Source organism: Streptomyces sp. NRRL F-5630 (assembly GCF_000719475.1).
Taxonomy (GTDB): Bacteria; Actinomycetota; Actinomycetes; order Streptomycetales; family Streptomycetaceae; genus Streptomyces.
Genome location: NZ_JOGO01000013.1, coordinates 1 through 25,901 on the forward strand (window position 1 = coordinate 1; position 25,901 = coordinate 25,901).

Annotated in this window: 20 protein-coding genes and 2 tRNA genes; 18 read left to right on the forward strand and 4 right to left on the reverse strand. The window is 72.1% G+C overall.

Annotated features, from left to right (window positions below; all coding sequences use genetic code 11):
- The first annotated feature begins 263 nt into the window (after window positions 1-263).
- From rsfS to holA, 14 genes are all read left to right on the forward strand, one after another.
- Window positions 264-731 carry a ribosome silencing factor gene (rsfS, locus tag IF99_RS0108585; RefSeq protein WP_007827137.1) on the forward strand — a complete coding sequence of 156 codons (468 nt, stop codon included), beginning with the start codon at window positions 264-266 and terminating at the stop codon, window positions 729-731.
- A gap of 2 nt (window positions 732-733) precedes the next feature.
- Entirely contained in the window at window positions 734-1,387 is a 654-nt protein-coding gene (locus tag IF99_RS0108590) for a histidine phosphatase family protein (RefSeq protein WP_030995772.1), read from the forward strand.
- Window positions 1,388-2,205: 818 nt separating this feature from the next.
- Window positions 2,206-2,278 (forward strand) — tRNA-Ala (locus tag IF99_RS0108595).
- 286 nt (window positions 2,279-2,564) lie between these two features.
- Window positions 2,565-2,798: a hypothetical protein gene (locus IF99_RS0108600; protein WP_009065228.1), complete on the forward strand. Its 234-nt coding sequence runs from the start codon at window positions 2,565-2,567 to the stop codon at window positions 2,796-2,798.
- A 184-nt stretch (window positions 2,799-2,982) separates the two neighbouring features.
- Window positions 2,983-3,055: transfer RNA gene (locus IF99_RS0108605), tRNA-Ala, on the forward strand.
- A gap of 346 nt (window positions 3,056-3,401) precedes the next feature.
- A complete protein-coding gene (gene leuS, locus IF99_RS0108610; RefSeq protein WP_030995773.1) occupies window positions 3,402-6,302 on the forward strand; it encodes a leucine--tRNA ligase in 2,901 nt (966 codons plus the stop codon).
- A gap of 218 nt (window positions 6,303-6,520) precedes the next feature.
- Window positions 6,521-7,267 (forward strand): hypothetical protein, encoded by a 747-nt coding sequence (locus IF99_RS0108615; RefSeq protein WP_030995774.1) that lies wholly within the window; start codon window positions 6,521-6,523, stop codon window positions 7,265-7,267.
- Window positions 7,268-7,399: 132 nt separating this feature from the next.
- Complete coding sequence (locus IF99_RS0108620; RefSeq protein ID WP_030995775.1) at window positions 7,400-8,245, forward strand: DegV family protein; 846 nt, start codon at window positions 7,400-7,402, stop codon at window positions 8,243-8,245.
- 377 nt (window positions 8,246-8,622) lie between these two features.
- A complete protein-coding gene (locus IF99_RS0108625; RefSeq protein ID WP_234340626.1) occupies window positions 8,623-9,417 on the forward strand; it encodes a ComEA family DNA-binding protein in 795 nt (264 codons plus the stop codon).
- A 50-nt stretch (window positions 9,418-9,467) separates the two neighbouring features.
- Window positions 9,468-12,083 (forward strand): ComEC/Rec2 family competence protein, encoded by a 2,616-nt coding sequence (locus IF99_RS0108630; RefSeq protein ID WP_420705655.1) that lies wholly within the window; start codon window positions 9,468-9,470, stop codon window positions 12,081-12,083.
- Window positions 12,084-12,501: 418 nt separating this feature from the next.
- Entirely contained in the window at window positions 12,502-12,732 is a 231-nt protein-coding gene (locus IF99_RS34775) for a hypothetical protein (RefSeq protein ID WP_234340627.1), read from the forward strand.
- A 466-nt stretch (window positions 12,733-13,198) separates the two neighbouring features.
- On the forward strand, window positions 13,199-14,083 hold the full coding sequence (locus IF99_RS0108640; protein WP_030995778.1) for a YceI family protein: 885 nt from the start codon (window positions 13,199-13,201) through the stop codon (window positions 14,081-14,083).
- 32 nt (window positions 14,084-14,115) lie between these two features.
- A complete protein-coding gene (locus IF99_RS0108645) occupies window positions 14,116-14,406 on the forward strand; it encodes a hypothetical protein (protein WP_051703414.1) in 291 nt (96 codons plus the stop codon).
- A gap of 330 nt (window positions 14,407-14,736) precedes the next feature.
- Entirely contained in the window at window positions 14,737-15,720 is a 984-nt protein-coding gene (gene holA / locus IF99_RS0108650; RefSeq protein WP_030995780.1) for a DNA polymerase III subunit delta, read from the forward strand.
- Between the two features lie 713 nt (window positions 15,721-16,433).
- Here holA and rpsT read toward each other — a convergent pair.
- A complete protein-coding gene (gene rpsT, locus IF99_RS0108655; protein ID WP_030995781.1) occupies window positions 16,434-16,700 on the reverse strand; it encodes a 30S ribosomal protein S20 in 267 nt (88 codons plus the stop codon).
- Between the two features lie 256 nt (window positions 16,701-16,956).
- Here rpsT and lepA point away from each other — a divergent pair, with 256 nt between their 5' ends.
- From lepA to hemW, 4 genes are all read left to right on the forward strand, one after another.
- On the forward strand, window positions 16,957-18,822 hold the full coding sequence (lepA, locus tag IF99_RS0108660) for a translation elongation factor 4 (protein WP_030995782.1): 1,866 nt from the start codon (window positions 16,957-16,959) through the stop codon (window positions 18,820-18,822).
- Between the two features lie 656 nt (window positions 18,823-19,478).
- The gene (locus IF99_RS0108665; protein WP_030995783.1) at window positions 19,479-21,368 is read left to right on the forward strand and encodes an AMP-dependent synthetase/ligase; all 1,890 of its coding nucleotides are present in this window, start codon (window positions 19,479-19,481) and stop codon (window positions 21,366-21,368) included.
- 209 nt (window positions 21,369-21,577) lie between these two features.
- Entirely contained in the window at window positions 21,578-21,796 is a 219-nt protein-coding gene (locus IF99_RS0108670; RefSeq protein ID WP_030995784.1) for a hypothetical protein, read from the forward strand.
- Between the two features lie 130 nt (window positions 21,797-21,926).
- Entirely contained in the window at window positions 21,927-23,156 is a 1,230-nt protein-coding gene (gene hemW, locus IF99_RS0108675) for a radical SAM family heme chaperone HemW (protein ID WP_030995785.1), read from the forward strand.
- A gap of 22 nt (window positions 23,157-23,178) precedes the next feature.
- Here hemW and IF99_RS0108680 read toward each other — a convergent pair whose 3' ends face one another.
- The 3 genes from IF99_RS0108680 to IF99_RS0108690 form a co-directional block, all read right to left on the reverse strand.
- The gene (locus IF99_RS0108680) at window positions 23,179-23,793 is read right to left on the reverse strand and encodes an HAD-IA family hydrolase (protein WP_030995786.1); all 615 of its coding nucleotides are present in this window, start codon (window positions 23,791-23,793) and stop codon (window positions 23,179-23,181) included.
- Between the two features lie 293 nt (window positions 23,794-24,086).
- Window positions 24,087-24,911 (reverse strand): DUF3097 domain-containing protein, encoded by an 825-nt coding sequence (locus IF99_RS0108685; RefSeq protein ID WP_030995787.1) that lies wholly within the window; start codon window positions 24,909-24,911, stop codon window positions 24,087-24,089.
- Between the two features lie 204 nt (window positions 24,912-25,115).
- A complete protein-coding gene (locus tag IF99_RS0108690; protein WP_030995788.1) occupies window positions 25,116-25,844 on the reverse strand; it encodes an MBL fold metallo-hydrolase in 729 nt (242 codons plus the stop codon).
- Window positions 25,845-25,901 lie beyond the last annotated feature (57 nt).

Consider the following 25,901-nt stretch of genomic DNA (forward strand, 5'->3'; position numbering starts at 1 on the left):
GGGCAGGGGCGTCCGGCGGGTGAGGGGTGGGGGCTCGGCGTGGCGGGTGAGGGACGGGTGTTCGGCGTGGTGGGTGAGGGGAGGGCGGGTTCTCGGCGCGTGGGCGGGGCGGGGATGACCGGCCTCGGGTCCGGCGCTGTTCCGGTACCGGCTGTCACGTCCTCCGGCCCGGCTCGCGTGACCGCCGTGAAATCCGCCGAGAGGGGGAGGCGGACGGCGTGAGACCCTTGAGGTTGTATGCCCGCCTACCCGAAAGCTGTGCAGTGACCGCCACGGACCGCTCCATCGAGCTGATCAAGGCCGCCTCCCAGGCCGCCGCCGACAAGCTCGCCCACGACATCATCGCGTACGACGTCAGCGATGTGCTGTCGATCACGGACGCCTTCCTGCTGGCCTCCGCCCCCAACGACCGCCAGGTCAAGTCGATCGTCGACGCGATCGAGGAGCGGCTCGCCAAGGACCTCGGGGCCAAGCCCGTCCGCCGCGAGGGGGACCGCGACGCCCGCTGGATCCTGCTCGACTACGTCGACATCGTCGTCCACGTCCAGCACTCCGAGGAGCGTGTCTACTACGCGCTCGAACGGCTCTGGAAGGACTGCCCGGAGATCGACCTGCCCGAGGACGCCAAGGCGACCAAGGGCAAAGGCGCCGAGTACGCGGCCCAGCTCGCCGCCGCTCCCGAGGAGCCGGAGTTCGCGGACTTCGACCGCATCGGCATCGAAGGGGAGTAGCGGTGACCATTCCGGCCGCGCCGCGCGGGCGCCGCATCATCCTGTGGCGCCACGGCCAGACCGCATGGAACCTGGAGCGCCGCTTCCAGGGCGACACCGACGTCCCGCTCACCGAGACGGGCCGCGCACAGGCCAAGCGCGCGGCCCGGCTGCTCGCCTCGCTACGCCCGGACGCGCTCATCGCCTCCGACCTGGGCCGCGCCGCCGAGACGGCGGGCGAACTCGCGGCGCTCACCGGCCTGGAGATCACCTTCGACAGGGGCCTGCGCGAGACCTACGCGGGCAAGTGGCAGGGCCTCACGCACGAGGAGATCCTCGAACGCCACGGGGACGAGTACACGGCGTGGAAGCGCGGTGAGCCCGTACGCCGGGGCGGCGGCGAACTGGAGACGGAGGTCGCCGAGCGCGCGGCCCCCGTCGTCCTCGCCCACGCCGAGAAACTTCCCGAGGACGGCACCCTCGTCGTCACGAGCCACGGCGGCACCATCCGCACCACGATCGGCCGTCTCATCGGACTCCACCCGTACCAGTGGGAGGGCCTGGGCGGCCTCTCCAACTGCTGCTGGTCGATCCTGGGTGAGGGCGCCCGGGGGTGGAGGCTGCTGGAGCACAACGCGGGCACGCTGGCCGAGCCGGTGCTGGGGGATGAGGTTTGAGGGAGTTGGGGGCGGGGCCCGATGGGGGTTGGGGCGGGGTGCCCCCGCTGGGGGTTGGGTGAGGGTGTCCCCGTTGGGGGCTGGGGGAGTAGTGGGTGCCCCGCTGGGGGCTGAGGGCTGAGCTGGGCTCGGGAGGGGGAGGTGGCTGGTGCGCCTGGGTGCGCCGGGGCAGCCCCCACCCTCCCTGGGGGGGCGACCCCGATTCCATCCTTTCGCAGTTCGCAACCCTCTCCGCACCACCCGCCAAAATCTGTGGATAACTCCGGCGAACCCGCGACGCGGCTCACCCTCAGGGGTGATGAGTGTCGGCGCCTGTCCGCTACAGGGAGAAAACGGAACCCGTACGGGGCACAACAGCGCTCGTCGGACGCCGCCCGGGCGGCGTCAGCGCGTCCGGCTTTCGGAGCCCCGCGCCCGCCCCTCCCGCACTGTGTCCGGGCTTCGCGCCCTGCCCCGCGCATCGCGTCCGGCCCCCGCCCCCGGCTCGCACGCTCAGCCCTTGGGCACTCCGCCTGTGCCTCGGGCCCTGCGCCCGGCCCCTGCCGCCCCGCGCCCGGCCCTCCCTTCCCACGCCCAACCCTCGCCGCCCGCGCGTTCGCACCCGGCCCGTACGCGAAGCGCCCCCTCCGCTGACGCACCCCCTGGCGTGCCTGGCGCACCGCCCCCATCAACGACGGGGTCCCCCGCGTCGCCCCGGCTGCCCCCGCCGGTGACCCGCCCCGCACCCCTCCTGGGTGGGGCCCGGACCGGATTTCACTTTCCGGCTGGTCACAGGCTAAAGTTCTTCTTGTCCGGCCCGCGGAGCGGGACGAACGTGCGGGGCTATAGCTCAGTTGGTAGAGCGCTTGCATGGCATGCAAGAGGTCAGGAGTTCGATTCTCCTTAGCTCCACAGGAAAAGGTCCCACCCTCGGGTGGGACCTTTCGCGTTGCCGGGCGCGTACGGCCTCCCGGTCCGGCGGCGTCTCCCGTCGCCGAGCGGAGGACCGTGTCCGTACCGGTATTCCCGCAGGACTGACCCCGCGGCCCGGCCCATGGCAGAATCGGACGTCCGGCAGGGGAGACGGGCCTCAGGAGGGAGCGCGGCATGCCTGTGCACGTCTGCGGGGAGCCCTCTCGCTCTCCCGGAGGCACCCCGGCCTGTGCCGCCCCTCGCGGCGAAGGGCGGAGGTGACCGCTTGGGCGCGCACAGGAGGACGTGCGACTGGTGCGGCAGCGGGACGCCGATCGTCCGCGACATGGAGCCGGTCAGCAGCCGCTACCAGTACTGGTGCGAAGAGTGTGCCCGGGCGCTGATCATCACCGGTGACCCGATCGAGACGTACCGCGAGCTGGAGGGCGAGCCGATCTACGGCCGCCTCCTCGACGAGCACTGCACGCTGAAGCGCTTCTACTCCTTCGCCTCCGCCTGACCTCGGCGTTTCCACCGGAGTCGGTTGCTGGAAGCGGCCCGAACCGGGCATCGCGTCGCTGCCGACAGTGGATTTGGTGGACGGCCGGGGGACCCGCTAAGGTTCTCGATGTCGCCAGGGAAACGGCCCGACCGGCCCGGTGGCACCGACTGTGAAGCATCTCTTCGGAGGTGTCGAAGAGTGCGGGGCTATAGCTCAGTTGGTAGAGCGCTTGCATGGCATGCAAGAGGTCAGGAGTTCGATTCTCCTTAGCTCCACAGTGATTCATCGAGCGGGTCACCCGGTAAGGGTGGCCCGCTTGCCGTTTGTGCTGAGAGTCGGAGTCCCGGGCTCATCTCGGCGCAACCACTTCCCTGCCCCGCGCGGTCCCGCCCCGTCCACGGGCCGGGCATTCCGTGCGAGCGTCGCGGGCTCTGCGGTACCCTGACGCCATGCGTGCCGTACGCCTTCTGCTTAGCGAGCCGCGCTGATCAGTCCCCGCCACCCTTGCTCTCGGTGAGAACCCACCGGGCTTTGTGGCCGGAATCGGCGCGGCGTCCCCTCCTGTGCGAGGGGTTTTTTCGTTTCCGGGAGCAGATGCGATCGATGGAGTCTTGAGAACCGATGAGTCAGACGAACCCCTCCGCAGCCGGGCCCGCCGGCGCCGCCGAGACGGCCGCGCCGCACCGCTACACGGCGGCCCTCGCCGCCGACATCGAGGCACGCTGGCAGGACTTCTGGGACGCCCACGGCACGTACGAGGCCCCCAACCCCACGGGTGACCTGGCCGGTTCCCCCGAACTGGCCGCACGCCCCAAGAAGTACGTCATGGACATGTTCCCGTACCCCTCGGGCGCCGGGCTGCACGTCGGCCACCCGCTGGGCTACATCGCCACCGACGTCTTCGCCCGCTACCAGCGGATGACCGGGCACAACGTCCTCCACACGCTGGGCTTCGACGCCTTCGGGCTGCCCGCCGAGCAGTACGCGGTGCAGACCGGCACCCACCCCCGTATCTCCACCGAGGCCAACATGGCCAACATGCGCCAGCAACTGCGCAGGCTGGGCCTCGGTCACGACAAGCGCCGCTCCGTCGCCACGATCGACCCGGAGTTCTACCGCTGGACGCAGTGGATCTTCGTCAAGATCTTCAACTCGTGGTACGACACCGAGGCCGGCAAGGCGCGCCCGATCGAGGAGCTGATCGAGCAGTTCGCCGCCGGTACCCGCCCCACCCCCGACGGCCGCCCGTGGGCGGAGCTGGACGCCACCGAGCGCGCCGACCTGCTGAGCGAGTACCGCCTCGCCTACGCCTCCGAAGCGCCGGTCAACTGGGCGCCGGGCCTGGGCACGGTCCTGGCCAACGAAGAGGTCACTGCCGACGGCCGCTCCGAGCGCGGCAACTTCCCCGTCTTCAAGGCGAAGCTGCGCCAGTGGAACATGCGCATCACCGCCTACGCGGACCGCCTGATCGACGACCTGGACGGGCTGGACTGGCCCGAGGCGATCAAGCTCCAGCAGCGCAACTGGATCGGCCGCTCCGAGGGTGCCCGCGTCGACTTCCCCGTCACCACCGCCACGGGCGAGGCGCGGGACATCACCGTCTTCACCACCCGGCAGGACACCCTGTTCGGCGCCACCTACATGGTCCTCGCCCCCGAGCACGAGCTCGTCGAGGAGATCACCGCCGCGAGCTGGCCCGAGGGCACCCGCGAGGCGTGGACCGGGGGGCACGCCACCCCCACCGACGCCGTCGCCGCCTACCGGGCCCAGGCCGCGGCCAAGTCGGACGTCGAGCGCCAGGCCGAGGCCAAGGACAAGACCGGTGTCTTCACCGGCACCTTCGCGACCAACCCCGTCTCGGGCGAACGCGTCCCCGTCTTCATCGCGGACTACGTGCTGATGGGCTACGGCACCGGCGCGATCATGGCCGTGCCCGCCCACGACAGCCGTGACTTCGCCTTCGCCCGCGCCTTCGAGCTGCCCCTGCGCTGCGTCGTCGCGCCCACGGACGGCCGCGGCGAGGACCCCGCCACGTGGGACGACGCCTTCTCCTCGTACGAGGCGAAGCTCGTCAACTCCGCGAACGAGCACATCAGCCTGGACGGCCTCGGTGTCACCGATGCCAAGGCGCGGATCACCTCGTGGCTGACCGCGCGGGGACTCGGCGAGAGCACCATCAACTACCGGCTGCGTGACTGGCTGTTCAGCCGTCAGCGGTACTGGGGTGAGCCCTTCCCGATCGTCTACGACGAGGACGGCATCGCCCACTCGCTGCCCGAGTCGATGCTGCCTCTCGAACTGCCCGAGATCGAGGACTACTCGCCGCGCACCTTCGACCCGGACGACGCCACCGCCGAGCCCGAGACCCCGCTCTCGCGCAACGAGGACTGGGTCAACGTCACCCTCGACCTGGGCGACGGGCCGCGCACGTACCGCCGCGAGACCAACACCATGCCCAACTGGGCCGGTTCGTGCTGGTACGAGATGCGCTATCTCGACCCGCACAACGAGCGGCAGTTCGTCGACCCCGAGATCGAGCAGTACTGGATGGGGCCGCGCGAGGGCATGCCGACCGGCGGCGTCGACCTCTACGTCGGCGGCGCCGAGCACGCCGTGCTCCACCTGCTGTACGCGCGTTTCTGGTCCAAGGTGCTCTTCGACCTGGGCTACGTCTCCTCCGCCGAGCCGTTCCACAAGCTCTACAACCAGGGCATGATCCAGGCCTTCGTCTACCGCGACAGCCGCGGCGTCGCGGTGCCCGCCGCCGAGGTGGAGGAGCGCGACGGGGCGTACTACTACCAGGGCGAGAAGGTCTCGCGCCTGCTCGGCAAGATGGGCAAGTCGCTGAAGAACGCGGTGACGCCCGACGAGATCTGCGCCGAGTACGGGGCCGACACGCTGCGCCTGTACGAGATGGCGATGGGTCCCCTGGACGTCTCGCGTCCCTGGGACACGCGCGCGGTCGTCGGCCAGTTCCGGCTGTTGCAGCGCCTGTGGCGCAACCTCGTGGACGAGGCGAGCGGTGCCCTGACGGTCACCGAGGACGCGCCGGACGAAGCCACGCTGCGCGCGCTGCACAAGGCGATCGACGGCACGCGCCACGATCTGGAGGCGATGCGGTTCAACACGGCGATCGCGAAGATCACCGAGCTGAACAACCACCTGACGAAGGCGGGCGGCCCGCTCTCCCGCCCGGTCGCCGAGGCGCTCGTACTGATGGTCGCGCCGCTCGCGCCGCACATCTCCGAGGAGCTGTGGCGGCGCCTCGGGCACGAGGACAGCGTCGTCCACCAGCCCTTCCCCGTCGCCGACCCGGCCTATGTCGTGGACGAGACCGTGACGTGCGTCGTGCAGATCAAGGGCAAGGTCAAGGCGCGCCTGGAGGTCTCCCCGGAGATCACCGACGGCGACCTGGAGAAGATCGCTCTCTCCGACGAGCGCGTCGTGGCGGCCCTGGGGGGCGCCGATGTCCGCAAGGTCATCGTGCGGGCCCCGAAGCTGGTCAACATCGTGACGGCCTGAACCGGGACCGTGCGAAGCGGTAGGCGCCCGGACGGCGCGAAGGACACCGGCGACACGGTGCGTGATCACGTTCATGCACACAGCGTGCGTGATGTTCACGCACCGTGTCTATAGGGGTTTTCCCCTAGGGGGTGGATCAGGGTTCGCGAGGCCCCTGATCCACCCTTCGCCGTTTACCTTGGAGAAGTACCGCGTGACCGCCGGTGGAAGGGGACCCGATGTCAGCCGTGCTCATCGTCCTAGCGTTGCTCTTCGTGCTGTTCGTCGCCACCGGCGCCTACGTGGTCGTCAAGGTGGCGGGCGCGGCCAAGCGCGGCGTGGACCGCACGGTGCACCAGGCCCGCAGGGCGGTCGAGGACTCCACGCTCAAGGCGCGCTCCTACGCCCGCCCCGGCCCGCACGGGGAGATCGCCGGGCTGCGGCTCTCGCTGCGGAACTCGATGAGGGCGACGCAGGAATCCCTCGCCGCGCGGGCGGGCGACGACGGTGGTCTCGCCGAGTCCCGCGACCTCTTCCGCCGCCTGAGCGTGCACGGGCACGCGCTGGACGACGAGTTGCGGCGCCTGGAGAACGACCCGGACCGCGCGGCGCTCGCCGCCGAACTGCCCGCGCTCCGCGACCGTACTCAGAAGATCGTGCGAGCGGCGGACGGCCTGCGCCACGCCCTCAGGGACCGCGCGCACCACGAAGCGGACGACGAGCTGGACGCGCTGAGCCGGCAGATCGACATGGAGACCGGTGCCCTGCGCCACTGGGCGCCCGCGGAAGGCCCCGAACCGGCCCCGCAGCCCTGGCCGGCCGCGCCGGCAGTGCCGGACGCCGACACGGTGGCGCAGCGCTGGGACGACGGTGCCGCGCCGACTTCCGGGCAGGCCCCGCCGCCCTCGCTCGACCGGCCGCGGCCCGCACCGCACCCGTGGGAGCGTCTCCTGAAGAAGCCGCAAGAGCAGCCCCGCCCGGAGTGACATACGGGCGGCCTCGCCCCGCCTGCCCGCTGTGGCCCTCACCGTCCCTGTCACTCCCTTTGCCCCTCTCACCCTCCTAGCTGGGTGGGGGCGGGCTGCCAGGGGCTGCGCGGGCCAGGTAACCTCCGAGCCATGTCACGCCATGTCGCGATCGTCACTGATTCCACGGCCTACCTGCCGCCCGGGACGAGTGCGCGACACGGCATCACCTCCGTGCCCCTGACGGTCGTGCTCGACGGCAGCGCGTACGAAGAAGGGGCGGAGATCTCGCCCGGGGCGCTCGCTCAGGCCCTGCGCAAACACCGTCCCGTGACGACGTCGCGGCCCGGCCCCGAGGCGTTCGCGCGCACCTACCATCGGCTCGCGGAGGACGGGGCGTCCGCCATCGTCTCGCTGCACCTGTCCTCAGAACTCTCCGGTACGTACGACGCGGCCGCCCTCGCGGGACGGGACGCCGCGGTGCCCGTGCGCGTCGTCGACACCGGTGCGGTCGCCATGGCGCTCGGCTTCTGCGCGCTCAGCGCCGCCGAGCAGGCCGCGGCAGGCGGTACGGCCGAGGAGATCGTGGCGGCGGCCGAGAAACGTGCCGCCGGCACCTCCGCGTACTTCTGCCTCGACACCCTCGACCACCTGCGGCGCGGCGGCCGGATCGGGACCGCGCAGGCGCTCCTCGGTTCCGCTCTGGCGGTGAAGCCGCTGCTCCAGCTGACCGGGGGCCGGGTCGAGCCGCTGGAGAAGGTCCGCACCACGGCCAAGGCCGTCGCCCGTCTGGAAGAGATCGTCGCAGAGCGCGCGGGGGCGGGGCAGGTGGATCTCGCCGTCCATCACCTGGACGCCGCCGACCGCGCCGAGGCCCTCGCCGAGCGGTTGCGCGCCCGCGTGCCGGGGACGGTGTCGCTGTACGTGAGCGAAGTGGGCGCCGTGATCGGCGCGCACACCGGGCCGGGGCTGCTGGGGGTCGTGGTCTCTCCCCGCTGAGCGACTCTTCCCCGCTGATTGGTCACTCCCCGTGCTCGGCCGCTGAGTTGCGCATCAGGGGAAGTTATCCACAGGGGAGTTGGTCTCTGCCGCGGGTCGTCGCTCACTCTCATCACTCTCTTGCGTGAGAGAAAAATCGGGTTGCGCGAAGTTATCCACAGATTTCGTTCTCGGGGCGAGCGGTGTCGTAGGCGTCGATTACGTTCGGTGACATGGAACGACGTACAGACACCAACGCTGCGCTCGCACTCGGAGCTTCCGGACCGACGTACGCGGGGCTCGGGGAGGCGCCGTGGGCCCGGCACGCGGCAAAGGCACCTCCGCGAGGGGCGCCGGGACCGGGAACCTCCGCCGCCGGTTCGCCGTTCCGGCGCGGGATGAGTGCGGTCGCCGACCACCTCCCGTTGTGGCTGCGGTCGCGCTTCGCGCTCGAACGACGAGGAGCGCTGGCCCTGGCAGTCGTGCTGCTCGGCCTTCTCGCTTTCGCCGTCCAGCACTGGTGGTCCGCCCGTCCGCAGCCGGTCGCCGTTCCCGCGGCCGAGCACGCGACGCCGGTCGGGGCGACAGCCGTGGACGGGGCGCAGGCGAAGGCCACGCCTTCCGGTGGCCGGACGGAAGGGGGCGGGGGCACGGACGAGGGCGGTGGCACGGAGGGGGATCGGGGTGCCGGTCCGGCTCCCGGGGCGGATCGCGGCGCGCTGGTCGTGGATGTGGGCGGGGAGGTGCGGGAGCCCGGGGTACGGAGGCTGGCGCAGGGTTCCCGGGTGGAGGACGCACTGCGAGCGGCCGGAGGGGTGCGGAAGGGCGCGGATCTCCAAGGGCTCAATCGCGCACGCCCGTTGGTCGACGGTGAGCTGGTCTGGGTCGGCTCCCCGCCGTCGGGGGGCTTCGCCGCCGGGCCGGGGGCGAAGCCGGGACAGGCGCCCGCCTCGGACGGCGCGGGTACGGGTGGTGCTACGGGCGCGGGCCCGGCTCCGGGGGCGCCCGTCTCGCTCAACGCGGCCTCGCTGGATCAGCTCGACGGTCTCCCCGGGGTCGGTCCCGTCCTGGCCCAGCGCATCCTCGATCACCGTGTCACGCACGGTGGGTTCGGCTCGGTGGACGAGTTGCGCGAGGTGACCGGTATCGGTGAACGGCGCTTCGCCGAACTGCGGGAGTACGTGCGGCTGTGAACGGGGTCAAGGAACGCGGACGACGGAAGGAGGCCGTCGCGAGGGAAGTGATGGGGACCAGAAGCGTCAGGGGTGCGGGTGCGACCGCGCCCGGGGAGGAGGAGGGGTCCGGTGAGGTGTTGGCCGGGCCTGGGACCAAGAGCGAGGTGTCGGCCGGGCCCGGGAGCAAGGGGGCGGGTCGCCAGGAGGGTGTGGATCTGCGGCTTGTGCTCCCCGCGCTGGGGGCCTGGGGCGCGGCAGCCCTCGTGCTGGGGCTGTCGGCTTGGGCCGGGATCTGGATCGCGGTGGTGTGCGGGGCGGTCGGTGGGGGATTGCTGCTTCTCGGTGGGAAGGGTGAGAGGACGGGAAGGGGTGAGAGCGGGCGGCGCTGGATGGTCGCGGCCGTGCTCGTGTGCATCGGCGCAGGAGCGGCGTCGGCAGCCGTGGGGAGGGCCGACGTCGAGCGAGGGCCCGTGCCGGGGCTGGCGCGGGACGGTGCGGTGACGGAGGCGGTCGTCGAGGTGACGGGTGAGCCCCGTGCGCGGCCACCGGCGGTGCGGGGAGGCAGGGAACTGCCGGGAGAACTGCTGTGGGAAGGGGAGGTGCGGGAGGTCGAGGTGCGGGGCGGGCGGATGGTCCGGGTACGGACGCCGGTGCTCGTGGTGGTGGACGGTGTCATGGAGCCGGGGCGGGAGAAGAAAGCGCGGGAGTGGTCGCGGTTGCTCCCCACGACGCGGGTGCGGGCCCGCTTCCGGTGGGCTTCTCCGTGGGCACCGGGGCAGCGGGCGGCGGCCGTGGCGCGCGTACACGGCGAGGCGGGGCCCGTCCTGGTGGGACAGCCTTCCGTGGCGGAGCGGCTGGCGGGCAAGCTGCGCGATGGCCTGCGCGGGGCGGTGGCACCGCTGCACCCGGACGCGCGCGCCTTGTTGCCGGGACTCGTCGTGGGCGACACCTCCGGGCTGACGCCGGAACTCGAACGGGTCTTCCAGGCCACCGACTTGACCCACCTCCTCGCGGTCAGCGGGGGAAACTTCGCGGTCCTGCTCGCACTGCTCCTCGGGCCGCAGGGGCGGGCCGCGCTGGCGGAGCGGGGTGGGCTCGCTCCCCGGCTCGGTCTGTCGTTGCGGGGGACGGCGGCGGCAGGGGGTGCGCTGTGCGCGGGGTTCGTGATCGTGTGCGGGGCGGAACCGAGTGTGGTGCGGGCGGCGGGGTGCGGTGCGGTGGCGCTGATGGCGCTCGCGACCGGGCGGCGCAGGTCGATGGTGCCGGCACTCGCGGCGGTGGTCCTCGCGCTCGTGTTGTGGGAACCGTGGCTGGCGAGGAGTTACGGCTTCGTCCTCTCGGTCCTCGCGACGGGCGCCCTCCTGACGGTGGCGCCGTCCTGGAGCGCGGCACTGCGGCGGCGCGGGGTGCCGTCGCGGCTGGCGGAAGGGCTCGCGGCGGCGGCAGCGGCGCAGGCGGTGTGCGCTCCGGTGGTGGTGCTGCTCTCGGAACGGGTGAGCCTGGTCGCCGTGCCGTGCAACCTGCTTGCCGGGCCTCTCGTCGCCCCGGCCACCGTGCTCGGCTTCGGCGCGCTGGTGCTCGCGCCACTGGGACAGACGCCCGCCCAGGCGCTGGCCTGGTGCGCGGGGTGGCCGGTGCGGTGGGTGGCGGGGGTGGCGCGTGCGGGCGCCGCGCTGCCGGGAGCGGGGATCGCGTGGCCCGGTGGCTGGGTGGGGGCAGGGCTGCTCGCGGGGACGGTGCTGGTGCTCGTCCCCCTCGGCAGGACGGTCCTGCGCTCGCGGTGGCTGGTGTGCGGGTGCGCGCTGCTCCTGGTGCTGGTCGTGGTGCGGCCGGCGCCGGTGACGCGGGTGCTGGGAGCTTGGCCGCCGGCCGGTTGGCGGTTCGCCATGTGCGACGTGGGGCAGGGGGACGCGACCGTCCTCGCCGCAGGGGTGGGGACCGCGGTGGTGGTCGATGCCGGGCCCGATCCGGACCGGGTGGCCGGGTGCCTCGACCGGCTCGGGGTGCGGCGGGTGCCGCTTGTGCTGCTGAGCCACTTCCACGCCGATCACGTGGCGGGGCTGGAAGGGGTCCTGCGGGGCCGGGCGGTCGGGGCGGTGCAGACGACGGCTCTGGCGGAGCCCGCGGGACAGGCGGCGGCGGTGCGGCGTACGGCGGCGGAGCAGGGCGTCCCCGTCCTCACCGCGGCGGCGGGCGAACGGCGGGCGGTGGGAGGGGTGAGCTGGGAAGTGCTGTGGCCGCCCGCGGGTGGTGGCCTGGTCGGCGAGGAGGGGCCCAATGACGCGAGTCTCGTGCTGTCGGTGCAGACGGGCGGAGTGCGGCTGTTGCTCGCAGGGGATGTGGAACCGGCTGTGCAGCGGGAGTTGCTGCGGCGCCCCGGCGGTGCCCCGCGCGTGGACGTGCTCAAGGTCCCGCACCACGGGTCGGCCTATCAGGAGGGGGAGTGGATGCGGCGGGTGGCGCCCCGGGTCGCGTTGGTCTCGGTCGGGGCCGACAACGGGTACGGGCACCCGGCTCCTCGTACTCTCGACGCCCTGCGCGCTGGCGGAGCGCTTGTCGAACGGACCGATCAGCACGGGGGCTTGGCCGTGACGGAAGGTCCTGCTGCAGGGCGGAACGGTGGGCGGGAAGGGGATGGTGAGAGAAAGGGGGCGGTGCGGCTGGGGGTGTCCAGGGAGCGGTAAGAGCGGGCGTGGGACGGCGCGGTGGGGAGTGTGGTGGAGGGGAAAAGGGGTGGAAGACAGGGCCGGAGAGTCCGGAGGGACCGGAGGAGCAAAGCACGAGGGAATGACCGCGAGCGGAGAAGTTGCGGTCGCGACGGGTGCGCGGCCTGGCGCGCTGGTGACTGGGGTGGGGTGCGCGGTGGGGAACCGGGTGGTGCGCCGACTGGCGATCTTCGGGGTGGGACATCGCGTTGACCTCGTGTAACGCGTACGGGGCGCGGAGGGAGGGGGGTGAGGAGGAAGAAGCGAGCGAGGCGATCCGGGCGGAACGCGCGGAGTACGGGACGGGCAGGGCGGCGTGCGCAGCGATCGAGGCGGACGCCGCGGACACCGGAACGCAAGAGGGGGCTTCGCGCAGGAGGAGGGCCGGTTCGGCTCAGTGACTGCTCTGGCGCTGTGTCACTGGGAGGCGGCCGAATCGGGGCTGCTCGACGTGACCGTGGAGAGCTTCGACGGGCACTTCGCGGTGCACGCGCGGGAAAGCTGGCTGATGGCGAGGGGGTTCGGGAGGTGGTGCAGGTGGTTCAGGGGCCTGCACGGCAGTGTGCGGATGGTGGCGCTCGCGAGTGTCCCCACGGCTGGCCATCTGCCGGACGCGGCGAACAAATAGGCGCCGGAAAGGATCACTCGTGGCGGCGCGGGGACTGGCCGGGCCCGGCGTCGCGGGAAGGTGCTCACCCCGGAGCTTGTCGGCACCGGGCGGACGCCGGAGGAGACACGGGGCGTGACGGGAGCGTGTGGGCGCCGCGATGCCGCTCGGGCGGCTCGGACTCCCGTACGACACCGCGCAGCTCGTCGACTTCCTGGGTGCGCCGTGCGGGCAGGGGAGCGACGGGCAAGTGCTCATGAGCGACGGTGGGATATACCTGAGGGAGAGGCTGGGATTACCCCACGTAACGGAAGTGAGCTGGGAAGACGCCAACTGGAATGCCAAATTCAGGTCAAAGAGGGGAGCTTGGGGGGTCTCCGGCATTCCTGCGATGTGGTCCCGTGTTGCCTCGAAAGCCTCAGCAGTGGTCGAATGTTTGAGCCTGAAGCGGCTCAAATCGATCACGAAAAGCAGGGGTGTCCGGTAGATGTTCGGCCTGGGGACGAAGAACCGTGTGAGTGGCGGGCGTGGGAGGACGGCGCTCGCGGAGGCGGTTCTCCCGGACGGAGCGGGGCTGTTCAGCTGCCGGGTGCTCGATCCGGTCGGCGAGCCGCTCGCCGGGGCGGAGTGCTCACTCACCGATGAGCGGGGGCGGAAGATCGCCACCGGGGAAGCCGATCCCTTCGGTTCCTTCGTGGTCTCGGTCCGGGAGGGTGGGTACCGGCTCGCGATCGGGAGTGAGGGATACACGCCGCACCGGGGCGATGTCCTCGTACGGGACGGGGAGCACACCGACCTCGGGGCGCTCACTCTCCAGGTGGCGGCGCCGCCCGCGTTGCCGGCGCCGGGGGACTGGGAGATCGACCCGGCGCACTCGTCGATCGCGTTCACCGCGCGGCACATCGGGCTCGCCCGGGTGCGGGGGAGGTTCAACACCTTCGCCGGGGTCGTACGGATCGGCGAACGCGTCGAGGACTTCGCGATGCACGTGCTGATCGACGCGGCCTCGATCGACACGAACGTGCAGATGCGGGACGACCACCTGCGCTCCTCGGACTTCCTCGACGTGGGGGCGTACCCCACGCTGGAGTTCTACAGCGATCGGTTCACGCACCGGGGCGGGGGTCGCTGGGGCGTCACCGGCGCGCTGTCACTCCACGGGGTGACGCGTACGGTGACGCTCGACGTCGACTACCTCGGCCAGGGCAACGGCATGGAGGGGGAGCAGCGGGCGGCGTGCCGGGCGACGACCGAACTGCACCGAGACGACTACACCGTGAGCTGGCAGACGATGCTCGCGCGCGGGATCGCCGTGGTCGGCCCGACCATCACCATCGAGCTGGACGTCCAGGTCGTCCCGAAGCAGGGGTGAGGTGGCGGGCGGTTACGGACCCCGTGGGCGGGATGGCCCGGAGCGTGCGGCAGGATTTCCGCGTGACCGACGAGAACGACCTGAACGTGGCGCACGTACTGGTGCTGCCCGACCGTGACGCCGCCGAGGAGGCGGCCGAGGAACTGGCCCGCCGCTATGAGCTGGGGGCCGAGCCGGAGATCGTGCGTGAGGCCCTGGCCGGTGAGGACGACGCCGAGGACGCCCAGTGGCTGATCGTGCTCCCCGAAGAGGCCGGGGAGTTCGAGGCGCAGGAGCTGGACGAGTTCGCGCGCGAGTGGGACGGCTGGCGCGAGACGCCCTGACGGCGGAGCACGGGCGGCGCTGAGGGGGCACGGGCCGCGCTGAGGGTGGGTACGGGCCGCGCTGGCGGTGGGCACGAGGCGCGCTGACGGCTGACGCGAGACACCTTGACGACGCGCGCGGGCCGCCCTGACTCTCGCAACGAGACGCCCTGACCCCCGCCACGAGGCACGCGGATGGCCTGCGCGGGACGCCCTGATGCCCGGCACCGGGCGCCCCTGTGCGGCCGGTTCGAGGCACCGTGACTGCGAGAACGGGAACCGTGACCGCGGGCGGGTGGCCCTCGGCAGGAGCGGGGTCGTTGTCGGTGGCGCGTGGGATGCTTGGCCCTGATGGCCAGGAAAAACGCTGACGACGACCCGCTCGCTCCGCTCACGCTCGCCGTGGGGCAGGAGGAGTTGCTGATCGACCGCGCGGTGCGGCAGGTGGTGCTCGCCGCGCGGGCCGCCGACGCCGACACCGATGTGCGCGAACTCACGCCCGACCAGCTCCAGCCCGGAGGGCTCGCCGAGCTGACGAGTCCCTCCCTCTTCGCGGAGCGCAAGGTCCTCGTCGTGCGGAACGCGCAGGACCTCTCCGCCGACGCGGTCAAGGAGGTCAAGGGCTATCTGCCCTCGCCCGTGGACGAGGTCGTGCTGGTGCTGTGCCACGCGGGCGGGGCCAAGGGCAAGGGGCTGCTCGACGCGGCGCGCAAGGCCGGGGCGCGGGAGGTCCCCTGCCCGAAGATGACGAAGCCGGCCGACCGGCTCGCCTTCGTCCGCACCGAGTTCCGTACGGCGGGACGTGCGGCGACGCCCGAGGCGTGCCAGACGCTCGTGGACGCGATCGGCAGCGATCTGCGCGAGCTGGCCGCGGCGGTCTCGCAGCTCACCGCGGACGTCGAGGGCACGATCGACGAGGCGATCGTCGGGCGGTACTACACGGGCCGCGCGGAGACGTCGAGCTTCACGGTGGCCGACCGGGCCGTGGAGGGCCGGGCCGCCGAGGCGCTGGAGGCGCTGCGCTGGTCGCTCTCCACGGGCGTCGCTCCCGTCATGATCACGAGCGCGCTCGCGCAAGGAGTACGGGCCATCGGCAAGCTCTCCTCGGCGCGGGGCGGGCGCCCCGCCGACCTGGCCCGCGAGCTGGGCATGCCCCCGTGGAAGATCGACCGGGTGCGGCAGCAGATGCGCGGATGGACTCCGGACGGCGTCTCCGTCGCGCTCCGTGCGGTGGCCGAGGCCGACGCGGGGGTGAAGGGCGGCGGCGACGACCCGGAGTACGCCCTGGAGAAGGCCATCGTGACGATCGCCCGCGCGGCACGCTCCCGCCGCTGAGCCGACCCGGTCCAGCCACGTCGGCGCCAGGTCGCCCCCGGGTCGGCCGGTTCCCCGGGTGCGAGCGCTCGGCGCCGTTCGCGGACAACCGGCGGCGGCACCCGCCCGAGGCCGCAGCCGGAAACCATCAGCAGAGCGGCCGAGATCCGCCAGCAGTGGCCAAGATCTGTCGGCAGGACTCTGACCAGCGAAACTCGTGGTCCTCGGGGTCGCTCAAGATCACGACGACCCCCTCCTCGTACGCGTGGGCCCGGCCTACCCGTGGCCCGGCGTCGAGGGGCCCGGGGCGGGGCGAGACGCGAGTTCCGGGAGACCGTGACGCGTTCCCCGCCCAGGCAGTCGGCGGGGTCGGCCGCCTGGCGGCGGTCGGCCGCTCGTCGGCGGGTTCGGCCGCCCCGGCCCGTCGGCTCGCCGTGCCCGCAGCACCCCCGCGTGGCGACCGGGCCGGTACCCCCGGTGGCCACCTGCCAGTACCCCGGTGGCCGTCGTGCCGACAATGCCGAGAACCCCGCCCCGTCGCGTGGACGGTGGCGGGGTTCTCGGTCGAGTCCTGTGTGCCTTCGGCGGTGAGGAACCGGCGCGATCCCGCACCCGCGTGGCGAACGCTAGGCCGCATACGGGATCTGTCGGGACGGGACGGGGAGCGGTAGAGAGGGCCCGCTGGGTCCCCGCCGTCCCGGGGACGACGGTCGGTGCCGGAAGGCGGAGGAGGCTCAGCCCTGGAGGGAGGCGGCCTTCGAAGCAAGCGCCGACTTCTTGTTGGCGGCCTGGTTCTTGTGGATGACGCCGGAGGAGACGGCCTTGTCGAGCTTGCGCGTGGCGACACGCGTCAGCTCCTGGGCCTTCTCCGCGTCACCCGCGGCAGCGGCCTCGCGGGCCTTGCGGATCGCGGTCTTGAGCGAGGACTTGACGGCCTTGTTGCGCAGGCGCGCCTTCTCGTTCGTCTTGTTCCGCTTGATCTGGGACTTGATGTTCGCCACGAAAGAGCCTTTTCAGCTGCAAGCGCGCGGCCGGAACCGCGCGAATGTTTCGGTTGAGTGCGCGTGTCCCCGAAGCTGAGAGGGCTGGGAGACACACAGTGCACCAGGCTAGCAGTCGCTCCCTGAGCGGCCCAAACCGCCTGTCGCCCGTCGCGCATGGGACGATGGGTGTCTGCATATCCGACCGACTGCCCGAAGCCCGAGCCAGAGGCGGCCGGCCGCTCCGTGCCGGACGCCTCAAGAATCAGGACCCCGCGTGCCCGCGACCCCTCTCCATGTGCCCGAGCCGAGCCGTACCGACCCGGCGCTGATCAGGAACTTCTGCATCATCGCGCACATCGACCACGGCAAGTCCACGCTCGCCGACCGGATGCTCCAGCTGACCGGGGTGGTGGAGCAGCGGCAGATGCGCGCCCAGTACCTCGACCGCATGGACATCGAGCGGGAGCGCGGCATCACGATCAAGTCGCAGGCCGTGCGGCTGCCCTGGGCCCCCAGCGAGGGGGAGGGGCAGGGCAGCACCCACATCCTCAACATGATCGACACCCCCGGTCACGTCGACTTCACCTACGAGGTCTCGCGCTCGCTCGCCGCCTGTGAGGGGACGATCCTCCTCGTCGACGCGGCCCAGGGCATCGAGGCGCAGACCCTCGCCAACCTCTACCTGGCGATGGAGAACGACCTCACGATCATCCCGGTCCTCAACAAGATCGACCTCCCGGCCGCGCAGCCCGAGAAGTTCTCCGAGGAACTCGCGAACCTCATCGGCTGCCGGCCCGAGGACGTGCTCAAGGTCTCCGCGAAGACCGGTGTGGGTGTCGAGGCGCTGCTCGACCAGGTCGTCGCGCAGATCCCGGCCCCGGTCGGGGTCAAGGACGCCCCGGCCCGCGCGATGATCTTCGACTCGGTGTACGACTCGTACCGCGGCGTCGTCACGTACGTGCGTGTCGTGGACGGCCAGCTGAACAAGCGCGAGCGCATCCGCATGATGTCGACCGGCGCGACCCATGAACTGCTCGAAATCGGTACGAACTCGCCTGAAATGCTCGCCGCGGATGGTCTCGGCGTCGGCGAGGTGGGGTACCTGATCACGGGCGTGAAGGACGTGCGGCAGTCCAAGGTCGGCGACACGATCACCAGTCAGTCCAAGGGCGCCGAGGAGGCGCTCGGGGGCTACAAGGACCCGAAGCCCATGGTCTTCTCGGGTCTCTATCCGCTCGACGGCTCGGACTACCCGGAGCTGCGCGACGCTCTCGACAAGCTCCAGCTGAACGACGCCGCGCTCGTCTACGAGCCCGAGACCTCCGCCGCGCTCGGCTTCGGCTTCCGCGTGGGCTTCCTCGGGCTGCTCCACCTCGACGTCATCCGTGAGCGGCTTGAGCGCGAATTCGGTCTCGACCTGATCGCGACCGCGCCCAACGTGGTCTACCGAGTGATCATGGAGGACGGCACCGAGCACACCGTCACCAACCCGAGCGAGTTCCCCGAGGGGAAGATCGACGAGGTGTACGAGCCGGTGGTGCGGGCCACGATCCTCGCGCCGAGCGAGTTCATCGGCTCGATCATGGAGCTGTGCCAGGGCCGCCGCGGCGTCCTCCTCGGCATGGACTACCTCTCCGAGGACCGCGTCGAGATCCGCTACACGCTGCCGCTCGCCGAGATCGTCTTCGACTTCTTCGACCAGCTCAAGTCCAAGACGCGCGGCTACGCCTCGCTCGACTACGAGCCCACGGGCGAGCAGACCGCGCAGCTCGTCAAGGTCGACATCCTCCTGCACGGCGACAAGGTCGACGCCTTCTCGGCGATCACCCACCGTGACGCCGCGTACGCCTACGGGGTCCGGCTCGTCGCCAAGCTCAGGGAGCTGATCCCGCGCCAGGCCTTCGAGGTCCCGGTGCAGGCCGCGATCGGCTCCCGGGTCATCGCCCGCGAGACGATCCGCGCCATCCGCAAGGATGTCCTCGCCAAGTGCTACGGCGGCGACATCTCCCGCAAGCGGAAGCTCCTGGAGAAGCAGAAGGAGGGGAAGAAGCGCATGAAGATGGTGGGGTCCGTGGAGGTTCCGCAGGAAGCCTTCATCGCCGTCCTCTCCAGCGACGAGCCCAGCGGCAAGAAGAAGTAGCCGCGAGCGCCCGCCCTCCGGCGGGACGGTCGCCGAACCGGTTCCGGCCCGACGGGCCCCGCACGCCTTGTGGCGCGGGGCCCGTTGTCGTACGGGGGTGCCTGTGAGCCGTGCGGAGCCGCCCTCCGGCGCGCGAGGCGAGCAGCCCTGCGGTGCGTGCTGGGGCTGCCCCGGCCTGGGAGGGGCAGCCCTCTCCGGCCCGTGCGGGGTGCCGGTGGGCTCCTCCGGCCCGTACGACGGCTCCTCCGGTCCGTACGAGGCCTCCTCCGCCCCGTACGAGGGCTTCCCTCCGCCCGCGCTGCGGCCTCCTCCGCTCCTCACGGCGCCCCCCTCCAGCCCGTCCCGCGCCCCCCTCGCGCGCCCCGTCCTGTGCTGCCGCGCCCCAATGCGCCCTCGCCCGCCGTGCGCCGGAAGCCCGGTACCTGGCCACCGCGCCGGATGCCCCGTACCGAAAGCGGAGCCGGGGCGGAAGGGGTGGGAGGGGCGGGTGTCGTGAACAGAGCGAGTGTCAGGCCCTTACGCGCAGGCCAGGCTCGTTCTACTCTGATCACCGTCCCTTAGTTACTCGCCAGTTAAACAACGCGCAGGAACGCTCAGTACACGTCTCGAACCATTCACTACCAGTCGCACGCAGAGTCGCGGGCCCGGAGGATGTCGTGAGCGACACACAGACCATGATCGAGAACCGTCCGCCCTCCGTGGCGCACCTCTTCCTGGAGCGGGTCGCCGCGACCCCGGACGCGGAGGCGTACCGCTACCCGGTGCCGCCCGCCTCCGGCGAGGGGCCGTCGGACTGGGCCTCGCTGACCTGGGCGCAGGCCGCCGAGCGCGTCGAGCGGATCGCGGCCGGTCTCATCGCGCTGGGCATCGAGCCCGAGCAGCGCGTCGCGCTCGCCGCGGCGACCCGTGTGGAGTGGATTCTCGTCGATCTCGGCATCATGTGCGCGGGCGCGGCGACCACGACCGTCTACCCCTCGACGAACACCTCGGAGTCGGCGTTCATCCTCGCCGACTCCGACAGCCGCGTGGTCTTCGCGGAGGACGCGACGCAGCTCGCGAAGGTCCGCGAGAGCCGCGCCGGGCTCCCGGCGCTGCACCACGTCGTCGTCCTCGACGAGGAGGGTGTCACGGCGGACGCCGCGGACCCGGACGGCTGGCTGCTCACCCTCGCCGACCTGGAGAAGCGCGGCCAGGAGCACCTTGCCTCGCACCCGGAGGCGATCAAAGAGCGCGTCGAGGCGATCACGAGGGATCAGCTCGCGACGCTGATCTACACCTCGGGCACGACAGGCCGCCCCAAGGGTGTGCGCCTGCCGCACGAGTGCTGGTCCTACATGGCCAAGGCGATCAAGGCGACGGGGATGATCGTGGAGGAGGACGTCCAGTACCTGTGGCTGCCGCTCGCGCACGTCTTCGGCAAGGTGCTCACCTCCGGGCACATCGAGGTCGGTCACGTCACGGCCGTCGACGGCCGCGTGGACCAGATCATCCTGAACCTGCCCGTCGTCCGGCCCACCTACATGGCCGCCGTACCGCGCATCTTCGAGAAGGTCTACAACGGCGTCGCGGCGAAGGCGCGCGAGGGCGGCGAAGCCAAGTACAAGATCTTCCAGTGGGCCGCCGAGGTCGCCCGCGAGTACGCGAAGACCTCGCAGGACAACTTCCGCCGCACCGGGACAGCGACCGTCCCCTTCGGCCTGCGCGCGAAGCACGCCGTCGCCGACCGGCTCGTCTACGGCAAGATCCGCGAGGCGATGGGCGGCAGGCTGCGCGCCGCGATCTCCGGCTCCGCCGCGCTCGCCCCCGAGATCGGCTTCTTCTTCGCCGGGGCCGGGGTGCACATCCTGGAGGGGTACGGGCTCACGGAGTCGAGCGCGGCCTCGTTCGTGAACCCGGGCGAGGCCTACCGCACCGGCACGGTCGGCAAGCCGCTGCCTGGCACGGAGGTGCGGATCGCGGAGGACGGCGAGATCCTGCTGCGCGGCCCCGGCATCATGGCCGGCTACCACGGGCTGCCCGAGAAGACCGCCGAGGTGCTGGAGCCCGACGGCTGGTTCCACACGGGCGACATCGGAGAGCTGTCCGTCGACGGCTACCTGCGGATCACCGACCGCAAGAAGGACCTCATCAAGACCTCCGGCGGCAAGTACATCGCCCCGGCCGAGGTCGAGGGCCGGTTCAAGGCGATCTGTCCTTACGTGTCGAACATCCTCGTCCACGGCGGCGACCGGAACTTCTGCTCCGCCCTCATCTCGCTCGACGAGGACGCGCTGCTCGCCTGGGCGAAGGACAACGGGCTCGGCGACAAGCCGTACGCGGAGATCGTGGCCGACGCGAAGACCGTCGAGATGGTGGACGGGTACGTGCGGGAGCTGAACGAGGGGCTCCAGCGGTGGGAGACCGTGAAGAAGTTCCGGCTGCTGCCGAGGGACCTCGACATCGAGCACGGGGAGCTGACGCCGAGCCTCAAGATCAAGCGGCCGGTGGTGGAGCGGGAGTACGGGTACCTGCTGGACGAGATGTACGCGGGAACGCGGGAGGCGTGAGTCGCGGGGTGTGGGTGGGGCGCGGGGTGGCAGGCAGGGGCGCGTCCCCTCCGTGACGAAGCTCCTGTTCCGGGCGGAGCTGTCCGGTTTCCGCCGGTAACCGGACAGCTCCGCTCCGCGCTTCCTCACCCCCGGAGGGGCCGGTGATGCGGCCGGCCGGATTTGCCCGTGGGCGTGCATCGCGCATCCGTTCGCTGCATGATCGTCGTATGAACTCCTCCTCCGCGCCTGTCGTCGTCCATCCTCCCGGGAGCGATGGGGGGCGGCGCGTGCAGGTGGACGGGGAGGTCCTGGGAGTGGCGTACGGGGTCGCGGATCTCGTGGAGTTCCTGCGGCGGGCGGGGCTGGAGGACGCCGAAGGGGCCGTCGCCGCCGACAAGGGGTTCATCGAGTGGCGGGGCGAGGGGCCCGGGGAGTGGATCGCCTGAGGCGCGTCCGCAGAGGACTTCGCGGCCCTAGGGGCTGTCTTCAATCTCGCCTCGTCGCCCGCAGGGCGGCCGCGCGGCGTCCGGTGCGTGCTCTCGGCGTGCCGGCCGGAATCCGTCGTACTGGGCGTACTTGTCCGCACTTCCCGACGGTGAGCCCGTGCCCGAGAACGGGGCGCTTCCGGCGCAGGCCCTGGACGGGGCCGCCGCGCGCCCGCTCGGCTTCTACCTGCACGTGCCCTACTGCGCCAGCCGCTGCGGGTACTGCGACTTCAACACCTACACGGCGAACGAGCTGCGCGGTACGGGAGGCGTGCTCGCCTCCCGCGACAACTACGCCGACACCCTCGCCCAGGAGATCCGCCTCGCACGCGAGGTGCTCGGCGAGGACCCGCGTCCGGCCCGTACGGTCTTCTTCGGCGGCGGTACGCCCACGCTGCTGCCCGCCGCCGACCTCGTACGGATGCTCGCCGCCGTACGGGACGAGTTCGGCCTCGCGCCCGACGCCGAGGTGACGACCGAGGCGAACCCAGAGTCCGTCGACCCCGCCTATCTCGCGACCCTCCGCGAGGGCGGCTTCAACCGGATCTCCTTCGGTATGCAGAGCGCGCGCCCGCACGTCCTGCGCGTCCTCGACCGCAACCACACCCCCGGCCGCCCCGAGGCCTGTGTCGCCGAGGCGCGCGCGGCCGGATTCGAGCACGTCAACCTCGACCTCATCTACGGCACCCCCGGCGAGAGCGACGCGGACTGGCGCGCCTCGCTCGAAGCGGCGATCGGCGCGGGGCCCGACCACGTCTCCGCGTACGCCCTCATCGTCGAGGAGGGCACGGGCCTCGCCCGCCGCATCCGGCGCGGCGAGATCCCCATGACCGACGACGACGAGCACGCCGACCGGTACCTCATCGCCGAGGAACTCCTCGCGAAGGCCGGTTTCAGCTGGTACGAGGTCTCCAACTGGGCGACCAGCGAGCCCGCGCGCTGCCTGCACAACGAGCTGTACTGGCGCGGCGCCGACTGGTGGGGCGCGGGACCGGGGGCGCACAGCCACGTCGGTGGCGTCCGCTGGTGGAACGTGAAGCACCCCGGCGCCTACGCCGCCGCGCTCGCCGAGGGCCGTTCCCCGGGCGCGGGGCGCGAGCTCCTCGGCGAGGAGGACCGCCGCGTCGAGCGCGTCCTCCTGGAGCTGCGACTGCGCGAGGGCTGCCCCCTCGACCTCCTCCTCCCGGCGGGTCGCGCGGCGGCGGCACGCCATCTCGACGACGGGCTCCTCGACCCCGAGGCGTACGGCAAGGGGGCGGCCGTCCTCACGCTGCGAGGGCGGCTGCTCGCCGACGCGGTGGTACGGGACCTCGTGGACTGACCCCCGCCCGAGGCCGACCGGCTCAGCTTCCGGTGTACAAGTGTGCGCGTATGCGTGCGAAGGTTTCCGCGTTGCCTGAGGTGCCGGTGAACAAGTGTGCACTCATTCCTGCCGCCTTCGCCGCCGCGATGTTCGCCGCGACGTCGTCGACGAAGAGGCAGTCCCGGGCCCGTACGCCCAGCGCCTCGCACACGGCCGCGTAGGCGCGCGGGTCGGGCTTGGCGAGCCCGGTCTCGTGAGAGTACGAGAGGTGCTCAACGAGCGTGTCGAAGCCGTAGTGCGCCGCCTCGCGCTCGCGCGCGCCGACGAAGCTGTTGCTCAGGATGCCGAGGCGGCAGCGACCGCGCAGGCCCCGGACGAAGCCGATCAGCTCGGTGTTCGGGGTCCCCAGGTACTCCGCCCACAGGTCGCCCATGAAGGCGTCGAGCCCGGCGGTGTCGAGCCCGAGCCGCACGGCCACCTGCTCCCGCACCGCCCACTCGTCGATCCGCCCGACCGCCCCTGCCTCCCACACGTCCGCCATCCGCGCCTCCACCGCCCCGGGCGCGAGCCCGAGCCGCTCCTCCCAGCGCGCCACCCACCCCGTCGCGGGCGTGTGCTCAAGGACGCCACCGATGTCGAGCACGAGCGCTTTCATGCGTGTGTTCCTCCCTCTCGCCGGAGCGACTGCCCGCCCCCTCGTGGCAGCAGACTGGGGTCTGCCCCGGGGGAAAGATCAAGGCCGGGAGGAACTTTCTTCCTGCGAGCGGGTGCCGATCACGAGTCCGTGGGGGCTGATCACGAGGTCCGAGGGGGCCTCGGCCACGAGGTCCGGTTTGCCGAGGAGCCCGGGCGGGCCGTGGCGCTCGCCCGGACACGGGACGTGGGGACTGGGGCAGGAGGCCGGGACCCGGTCACCCCGCACGAGCGCGCCGACGGCCTGAGAAGCGGTCAGGTCTGCTCAGGGGCCGTCACGAAGTCGATCAGTTCTTCCACGCGGCCGAGCAGTTCCGGTTCCAAGTCCTTGTACGAGTGGACACGGGAGAGGATGTGCTGCCAGGCCGCGCCCGTGTTCTCCGGCCAGCCGAGGGCGCGGCAGATGCCCGTCTTCCAGTCCTGCCCGCGCGGGACGCGGGGCCAGGCGGCGATGCCGACGGAGGACGGTTTCACCGCTTCCCAGATGTCGATGTACGGGTGCCCCACGACCAAGGCGTGCGGGCTCGCGACCTCCGCCGCGATCCGCGCCTCCTTCGAACCCGGCACGAGGTGGTCCACCAGGACACCGAGCCGCGCGTCGGGACCCGGCGCGAACTCCTCGACGATCGCCGGGAGATCGTCGACGCCCTCCAGGTACTCGACTACAACCCCTTCGATCCGCAGGTCGTCGCCCCACACCCGTTCCACGAGCTCCGCGTCGTGCCGCCCCTCCACGTAGATCCGTCCGCCTCGCGCCACGCGCGCCCGCGCGCCGGGGACCGCGAGGGAACCGGAGGCGGTCCGCGAGGGGGCCGCCGGAGGCGCGGCGGTGGGCCGCACGAGCGTGACGGCGCGGCCCTCCAGGAGGAAGCCGCCCTCCGTGAGCGGGAAGACCCGCGTCTTGCCGAAACGGTCCTCCAGCGACACCACGAGCCCCTGCGCCGACTTCTCCCAGCCGGTCACCGCGCCGCAGAAGCCGCTTGACACCTCCTCCACGACGAGATCCCGCTCCAGCGGCACCTGGGGGACGGTCCGCCGCTTCTTCCAGGGCGGGGTGAGGTCGGGTGAGTACGCGCGCATTCCTAGGACGATAGGAACGTACGGCCGTCCGGGCGACCACGACACGCCGTACGGACCCGGGGTGCCGCGCACGACACGCCGACGCCGGGCCCTCCCGGCACGCCCATCCCGCCCCGCGCCCGCCCCTGCTCCCGGCACGACGTTCCGCACGGCCGTTCCGCGCCCGACACTCCGCCCCGCGCGCCCGTTCCGTGCCCGCCCCGCTCACGACACGCCGAACCGCCGCGCGAGCGCGTCGCGCTGACGCCGTACGAACGCCGCGTCCACGAGCGCGCCGTGCCCCGGCACGTACACCGCCTCCTCGCCGCCCAGCGCGAGCAGCCGGTCCAGCGCCTCGGGCCACCGCGCCGGCACCGCGTCGGGCCCCGCCTGCGGCTCGCCCGATTCCTCCACGAGATCTCCGCAGAAGACCGCGGTCCGCTCGCCCGGCACCACGAGCACCAGGTCATGGCCCGAGTGCCCGGGCCCGACGTTGGCGAGCAGCACGCGCCGCCCGCCGCCGAGGTCGAGCGCGAACTCGCCGCTCACCGCCTGGTCGGGCCCTCGCAGCAGCGCTGCGGCCTTCCGCGCCTCGACGGCGTCGAGCCCGTGCAGCACCGCGTCCTCGCGCAGCGCGGCACGGCCGGACTCCGTGCCGAGGAGCGACTCGGCGCCCACCGCCGCGTACACCGGGGCCTCGAAGGCCGGTGCGCCGAGCACGTGGTCGAAGTGCGGGTGCGTCAGTGCGAGATGCGTCACGTGCGTACCGTCCCCGAGGAGGCGCTCGGCCGCGCGCCGCACCGCCTCGCCCTGTGCGAGGCTCGCCCCCGGGTCCACGAGGAGCGCCGCGCCCTCGCCCCGTACCAGCCCCGCCGTGCAGTCCCAGCCGGGCAGCCGCAGCCGTGCCACGCCCGGCGCCGGGTGCTCCCACTCCGGCAGTTCGGTCCACTCCATCGCGCTCCCCGCTCGTCGGTGGCGGTCCGGCAGCCGCTGCCGCGCACCCGCCCGCTA

What these genes read in the sequence shown, in the direction of transcription:
- IF99_RS0108670 (WP_030995784.1), top strand. Translation starts at nt 21,578, where the DNA reads ATGAACTCCTCCTCCGCGCCTGTCGTCGTCCATCCTCCCGGGAGCGAT.
- holA (WP_030995780.1), top strand. Translation starts at nt 14,737, where the DNA reads ATGGCCAGGAAAAACGCTGACGACGACCCGCTCGCTCCGCTCACGCTC.
- leuS (WP_030995773.1), top strand. Translation starts at nt 3,402, where the DNA reads ATGAGTCAGACGAACCCCTCCGCAGCCGGGCCCGCCGGCGCCGCCGAG.
- IF99_RS0108645 (WP_051703414.1), top strand. Translation starts at nt 14,116, where the DNA reads ATGGCCCGGAGCGTGCGGCAGGATTTCCGCGTGACCGACGAGAACGAC.
- IF99_RS0108690 (WP_030995788.1), bottom strand. Translation starts at nt 25,844, where the DNA reads ATGGAGTGGACCGAACTGCCGGAGTGGGAGCACCCGGCGCCGGGCGTG.
- IF99_RS0108680 (WP_030995786.1), bottom strand. Translation starts at nt 23,793, where the DNA reads ATGAAAGCGCTCGTGCTCGACATCGGTGGCGTCCTTGAGCACACGCCC.
- IF99_RS0108625 (WP_234340626.1), top strand. Translation starts at nt 8,623, where the DNA reads ATGAGTGCGGTCGCCGACCACCTCCCGTTGTGGCTGCGGTCGCGCTTC.
- IF99_RS0108630 (WP_420705655.1), top strand. Translation starts at nt 9,468, where the DNA reads ATGGGGACCAGAAGCGTCAGGGGTGCGGGTGCGACCGCGCCCGGGGAG.
- IF99_RS0108615 (WP_030995774.1), top strand. Translation starts at nt 6,521, where the DNA reads ATGTCAGCCGTGCTCATCGTCCTAGCGTTGCTCTTCGTGCTGTTCGTC.
- IF99_RS0108685 (WP_030995787.1), bottom strand. Translation starts at nt 24,911, where the DNA reads ATGCGCGCGTACTCACCCGACCTCACCCCGCCCTGGAAGAAGCGGCGG.
- IF99_RS0108640 (WP_030995778.1), top strand. Translation starts at nt 13,199, where the DNA reads ATGTTCGGCCTGGGGACGAAGAACCGTGTGAGTGGCGGGCGTGGGAGG.
- IF99_RS0108620 (WP_030995775.1), top strand. Translation starts at nt 7,400, where the DNA reads ATGTCACGCCATGTCGCGATCGTCACTGATTCCACGGCCTACCTGCCG.